We start from the raw sequence: 6081 nt of genomic DNA, 5'->3' as shown, positions 1-6081 counted from the left end.
TTAGTGTGGTAATTGAAGAGGTGCTGGAGAAGTGATTGGAGCGCTGTTTGGCGAGCTGCCGGGGAGCGGAGGATTGGATTGCGACTCGGCAGCGGAATAGTGAGAGGATTGGATTGCGGCTTGCGAGCGGATTCGAGGGAGTATTAGAGCGGTAATTGAAGAGATGCTGGAGAAGTGATTGGAGCGCTGTTTGGCGAGCTGCCGGGGAGCGGAGGATTGGATTGCGACTCGGCAGCGGAATAGTGAGAGGATTGGATTGCGGCTTGCGAGCGGATTCGAGGAAGTATTAGAGCGGTAATTGAAGAGATGCTGGAGAAGTGATTGGAGCGCTGTTTGGCGTGCTGCCGGGGAGCAGATTAGTGTATTAATTGAAGAGCTACAAATGAGGTGATTGGCGCACCGTTTGGCGAGCTGCCGGGGAGCGGATGATTGGATAGCGGCTCGGGATCAGATTCGCAGGAAGATCGGATAGAGACTTGCGAGCGGATTCGTGAGAAAGTTGGGCGTTGCAGTACTGAGGATGTTTTCTTAGCGAATGGAGCGGGCATTTATTTGGATTTTCGCCACCTAATTCCACCATTTCTCAGCTTCTGTGATCATTAATTGGATAAACTCCGCCTAATCATACTTAATTACTTACTAGTAGGTGATAATTAGTAAATCAAGTGGAGTTTTTCCCACTAATAGCCTTTTCTCAGGAAAAAGACAAGAAATAGGTGGCGTTTTTCAACTTAATAAGCTCAGTCCCCCTGCAGAAACGTTGCTGCCACATAAATAATCAGGGATGTTCTACTCCATGCATTTAATTCCTGCTGCTTCCCCTGTTCTCCTGCTCTCCTGTTCTTCTGCTCTCCTGCTCTCCTGCTTCCCTGCTTCCCTGCTTCGACACAATAGCTGCATTCTCTGCAACTACAAAAGGCGATATCCGCTCTTAAGCAGGATAACGCCTGAATCACTATACTGAAAGTACAGCAGGTAACAGCTGCTCCCCGAGTTAGCTGGAGACAATCCCTTGTTCCCCAGCAACGCCAAAGGACTCATAAAGAAGTGCAGAGCCGCCTGCCGGAGCCAGCCCTGCACTTCCTGGTACCTGTATCTCGTAACTCGCAACTCGTATCTCTGCGTGTATACAGGCTGTTCAAAGTAGATGTTAGGCGGGGCACGCAGGATACGATAGACGGCATAATAGACGGCATAATAAACGGCGTAGCAGTTTAGATCCAATAATGATGTTACCGTAACAGCTTGACGAACACAGAAGTAACCTTAAGTTGTGTACGTTAGCAAACGGACTATATATAACATTACTTGGACGACGATTCAAGAAAAAGCGGATAATACACCGGTGCTGCAATTGATGCCTAATCAATGCGCAGTGTTACCTATGGCGGTTCAGGTTAGTGCACGACGGTACTCAGGTGCGCTACAAGGGTTCAAGCCTACAGCCATCCTTCGGCGGCTGTATCAGTGCTGCTGTCCTGCCGGGCTATCCAGGTCAGGCAGGCCGCCCGCAGCAGCGCTTCGGTCCGCTGGCCGGCGCTGCAAAAGATCCCGCTCATGCCGATCCGGTACAGATCGGCAAGCGCTCCCGCCGCCGCAGGACCGGCGGCGAGCACAACCGCCGCCGGCTTCACGCGCCGCACGGCGGCAAGCGCGGCTTCCGCCGCCAGGACGAAGTCCGCGGCGGCGGACTCCTCCGGCGCGGCCAGGTCCGCCGCGCTGTCAAGCACCAGGAAATCGGCGATGCGCGCGATTTCCCCCGCGGCGGCGGGCGGCACACCGGGGGCGATTAGCGCCCCGATGCTGCACGCCGCCGCGTAAGCGTGGCCGAGGGTCTGCTCGGCCACGTCCTCGATGAATTCGCGCTGCGCCGCGAATTCAGCCACGCTGGCGGGGTACGCCGCCAGCAGATCAATGCGGCTGTCGCTGCCCAGCCGCTGGTTCGCCGCCACGGCGGCGAACAGGGCTTCGAGCTGCACATCCTGCAGCTCCGCCAGCTTGGCAGGCCGGGCCGCCAGCTCCGGCGTGTGCAGCAGTGTGACAGCGGCCCAAATGCGGTCCGCTGATTCCAGCAGGGCGGCGGAGGCGGCCCGCAGCCGGTAATAGATGCGCTGCAGGGAACGCTCAGCCTGGAGCGCATCTTCGCTGTTCAGCCAGCATTCATATAAGCCGCCCAGCTCCGGGGTCTGCAGCCATTCCTCACTCCGGATCAGACAGGGCCCGGCCGGGAATGAGCCGGATTCATCCCGCTGCAAAGACCGGTCTGCGTTTCCCTCACGCAGCACCAGGAAGGCAGAACGGTCTGCGGTCCGCTTCAGATAAGAGCGGCCGGGAGGCTCCGCGCCTCTGCCCCGCCTGTCTCCGGTGATAAACTCCGCTGCAGCGGAAGCCACAGATGCAGCCTGGCTCATCTCCACTCCCAGCGCCCGGTCAGCAGCACTATACTTGAACGGGCGCTCCCCAATATCACGATTGTAATCCTGCTGTTGTTCACCCTTCATCCCCGCACCCACCTTTATTGGCATTGGATTGCTGCCGGCCTTGATGTACATACAGGCGGTTACCGGCATGTTGCGCTTCTACCTCTTATAGATACGGGAGTATTTCCTGAAATATGCAAGCGGTATCAGAACGATAACAGATCTTCGTTACACATCCAGTAAAACGCTTTAAGCAGGGAGAATCCCGATGCTAAGAGCGCTCTGTAGGTACCAGCTGTCACACAGACGCGTACAGCCCAAAAAAGCCCCTGCCCGCATCCTCCTCCTGTCCGGCCTATTAGGCTGAACGGAGTCAAATGCGGTAGAGGCTTATTCCCCGAAAAACGGAAAATCTCCTTATAACGACAGCAGCCGTTAGAACCAGCAGAGATGCAGATGCTTCTAACGCGTTACACGCCTTACACGCTTTCAGACGCCGCCCATGTAGAACAGGAGCAGGGTCATGTCATCGCATAGTGGCTGTTGTGTTTATTGCTGGCTTGCGGCAATCGCCTGCTGCAGATCAAACAGGATATCATCGATTGATTCGGTACCGATGGACAGGCGCAAAAGCTCAGGCTTAACGCCTGCAGCCGCCTGCTCTTCAGCCGATAACTGCTGGTGTGTAGTACTCGCCGGATGAATAATCAGCGACTTCGAATCGCCGACATTGGCCAGATGGGAGAACAGCTTCACATTCTCGATCAGCTTAACCCCGGCTTCAGCCCCGCCCTTAATGCCGAAGGTTAGGATGGCTCCCTGGCCTTTTGACAGATATTTCTGCGCAAGCTTATAAGAAGGGTGACTCGGCAGGCCGGCATAGCTGACCCACTCTACATCTTCATGGCTCTCCAGGAACTGCGCCACCTTGAGCGCATTCTGGCTATGGCGTTCCAGCCGCAGATGCAGCGTTTCCAGTCCCTGCAGCAGCAGCCAGGAGTTGAACGGCGAAATCGCTGCCCCCAGGTCGCGCAGCAGCTGAACGCGGGCTTTGATAATATAAGCAATCGGTCCAAGCGCTTCCGAGTAGACCAGACCGTGATAGCTCGGGTCCGGCTCGGTCAGGCCAGGGAACTTACCGCTTGCCTTCCAGTCAAACTTACCCCCGTCAACGATAATTCCCCCGATAGACGTGCCGTGTCCGCCGATAAATTTGGTAGCCGAATGGACTACGATATCCGCTCCGTGCTCAATTGGACGCAGCAGGTACGGGCTAGGGAAGGTATTGTCGACAATCAGCGGAATACCATGCTCATGGGCAATCGCTGCCACAGCCTCAATATCCAGTACATTTCCCTGCGGATTGCCGATAGTTTCAGCATAAAGAGCCTTCGTCTTATCCGTAATAGCGGCGCGGAAATTCTCCGGGTTATCCGAATCTACAAAATTCACTTTAATTCCCAGCTTAGGCAGAGTGGTTGAGAACAGATTATACGTCCCGCCGTACAGGCTTGCCGAGGATACAACCTCATCGCCTGCACCCGCAATATTCAATATAGAGAAGGAAATAGCCGCCTGGCCGGAAGCTGTCGCCAATGCCCCTGCCCCGCCTTCAAGTGCCGCAATCCGCTGCTCGAATACATCGGTAGTCGGATTCATCAGACGCGTATAAATATTGCCGAATTCCTTCAGCGCAAACAGGTTCGCAGCATGCTCGGCATCCCGGAAGCCATAAGAGGTAGTCTGATACAGCGGTACAGCACGTGATAATGTGGTAGGGTCAATCTCCTGGCCGGCATGAACAGCCAAAGTTTCGAATGACAGCTTGCGGTCTTCTGACATTGGTATTTCCTCCCCTGTGATCATCAATGGAAAACATTCTCATTTAAGAATTGTAACTATTCTCTCACAAATGATGTCATTTGGGAAGCAAAAAATCGCATTAATCCGGTGTGTTTTATTATATTTATAAAAGATGACCTTCTAGCGGTTCTCTTCACTCCAGATTAGCCTAAACCCGCACAAAAGTACACGCTTACATTCCATTTCAAATCCACTCCTTCTGCCAGCCTCCCCGCTCACTCCACTGCCTGCCTCCAGCTTACCTCCCTGCTATACAGCCCCATACCGTCCAGGCAATCCGCCAGTAACAATCCTGCTACTCTCCAGCCCGCGGCTTCGGCAAAAAATAATATACCAGGCCGTCCACCAGCTCCTCCTTATGCTGAAACCCGAGCCGCTCCAGCAGCCTGGCAGAGCGTTCATTAGCCGGATCAGCGGTTGCTTCTATCAGCTCCAGCCCCATATCACCGAAGCCAAACCGGATAACCGGAGAGATAGCCTCAGTCATAAGCCCACGGCCCCACCAGCTGCTGGACAGATCATAGCCGATTTCCGCCCTGGACTGTTCTCCGGTTACCCAGCAGTGGTACCCCAGGGTTCCCGCCAGCTGTCCGGTAGCTTTGTCAAAAATCCCCCAGCGGCAGCCGGAATCCTCTGTGTGGAACCGGATAATCTCTGACGCCTCTGCGAGTTCTTTACAAGGGGGAATGTCCATGTACCGCGTAACCTCTTCATCCGCAAAATGCCGGAATACCGCTGTGCTGTCGCTTTCTTGTAACACCCGTATGTACAAACGCTCTGTCTCCATATCCGGAAAAGCAAACTTCTCCTCCATCCTTCTTCCTCCTGCCCTACCCTAATTTACCGTCCACAATATACAAAAAAGCAGAAGAACACAATCATTCAATGTTCTCCTGCTTGTCCTGCCGCTAAAAACGGCCTGTTAGTAGCTGCTCTGGCTCTGCTCGCCTTTGGCAATGGCTACGCCGCCGCTGGTACCGATCCGGGTTGCTCCTGCACCGATCATGATCAGCGCGTCTTCGCTGCTGCGTACGCCGCCGGAAGCTTTAACGCCGATGTCAGGGCCGACGGTAGCACGCATCAATGCGATATCTTCCTTCGTTGCTCCGCCTGTGGAGAAGCCGGTCGAAGTCTTCACAAAGTCTGCACCGGCTTCTACAGCAAGCTTGCAGGCGCGTACCTTTTCTTCTTCGCTCAAAAGACAGGTCTCGATAATAACCTTGGTCAGCGCTTTACCGCGTGCCGCCTCAACCACAGCTGCGATATCACGGCGCACCAGCTCGTTGTCCCCGTCTTTTAACGCACCAATGTTAATAACCATGTCCACTTCTCCGGCACCATTAGAAATAGCATTGGTTGTTTCAAAGGCTTTGGCCTCCGGAGTTGAAGCGCCCAGCGGGAAGCCGATAACGGTACATACCTTGACCTCCGGGGTGTCCTTCAGCACTTCATGGGCCGCTGCCACCCATGCCGGGTTAACGCAGACAGATGCAAATTTGTAGGTTTTGGCTTCTTCCGCCAGCTTAATAATATCATCCTTACGGGCATCCGCTTTAAGAAGCGTATGATCTATGATCCGGGATATTGTGTTGTCACTCATTATTAATTCCTCCATGGCTGCAGATATTTATAGACGTTCTCATCCCTTGTAATCATACCAATAGTCGCCTGCTTTGGAAAGCTTAACGGCTGCGGCTCCTTATAAATACGCTTACCTGCTTACCTTGGCCGGGATAACAATCCCTATTTATAAATATAAAAAAGTGAATAGGTTAAATATGAAAAATATCCCTTTTAA

The 6081-nt window shown here is 53.8% G+C and carries 4 protein-coding genes; all 4 read right to left on the bottom strand.

Annotated features, from left to right (window positions below; genetic code table 11):
• Positions 1 to 1439: 1439 nt before the first annotated feature.
• Complete coding sequence (locus BN3772_RS01750) at positions 1440 to 2525, bottom strand: hypothetical protein (RefSeq protein WP_157643526.1); 1086 nt, start codon at positions 2523 to 2525, stop codon at positions 1440 to 1442.
• Positions 2526 to 2969: 444 nt separating this feature from the next.
• Complete coding sequence (locus BN3772_RS01745) at positions 2970 to 4262, bottom strand: homocysteine synthase (protein WP_042196004.1); 1293 nt, start codon at positions 4260 to 4262, stop codon at positions 2970 to 2972.
• A gap of 316 nt (positions 4263 to 4578) precedes the next feature.
• Positions 4579 to 5097 (bottom strand): GNAT family N-acetyltransferase, encoded by a 519-nt coding sequence (locus BN3772_RS01740; RefSeq protein WP_042196002.1) that lies wholly within the window; start codon positions 5095 to 5097, stop codon positions 4579 to 4581.
• A 108-nt stretch (positions 5098 to 5205) separates the two neighbouring features.
• Positions 5206 to 5883 (bottom strand): deoxyribose-phosphate aldolase, encoded by a 678-nt coding sequence (deoC, locus tag BN3772_RS01735; RefSeq protein WP_042196001.1) that lies wholly within the window; start codon positions 5881 to 5883, stop codon positions 5206 to 5208.
• Positions 5884 to 6081 lie beyond the last annotated feature (198 nt).

Origin of the sequence: Paenibacillus camerounensis, assembly GCF_000723885.1 — a bacterium.
GTDB lineage: Bacteria > Bacillota > Bacilli > Paenibacillales > Paenibacillaceae > Paenibacillus_AQ > Paenibacillus_AQ camerounensis.
This window is presented reverse-complemented; position numbering and strand designations above follow the sequence as displayed.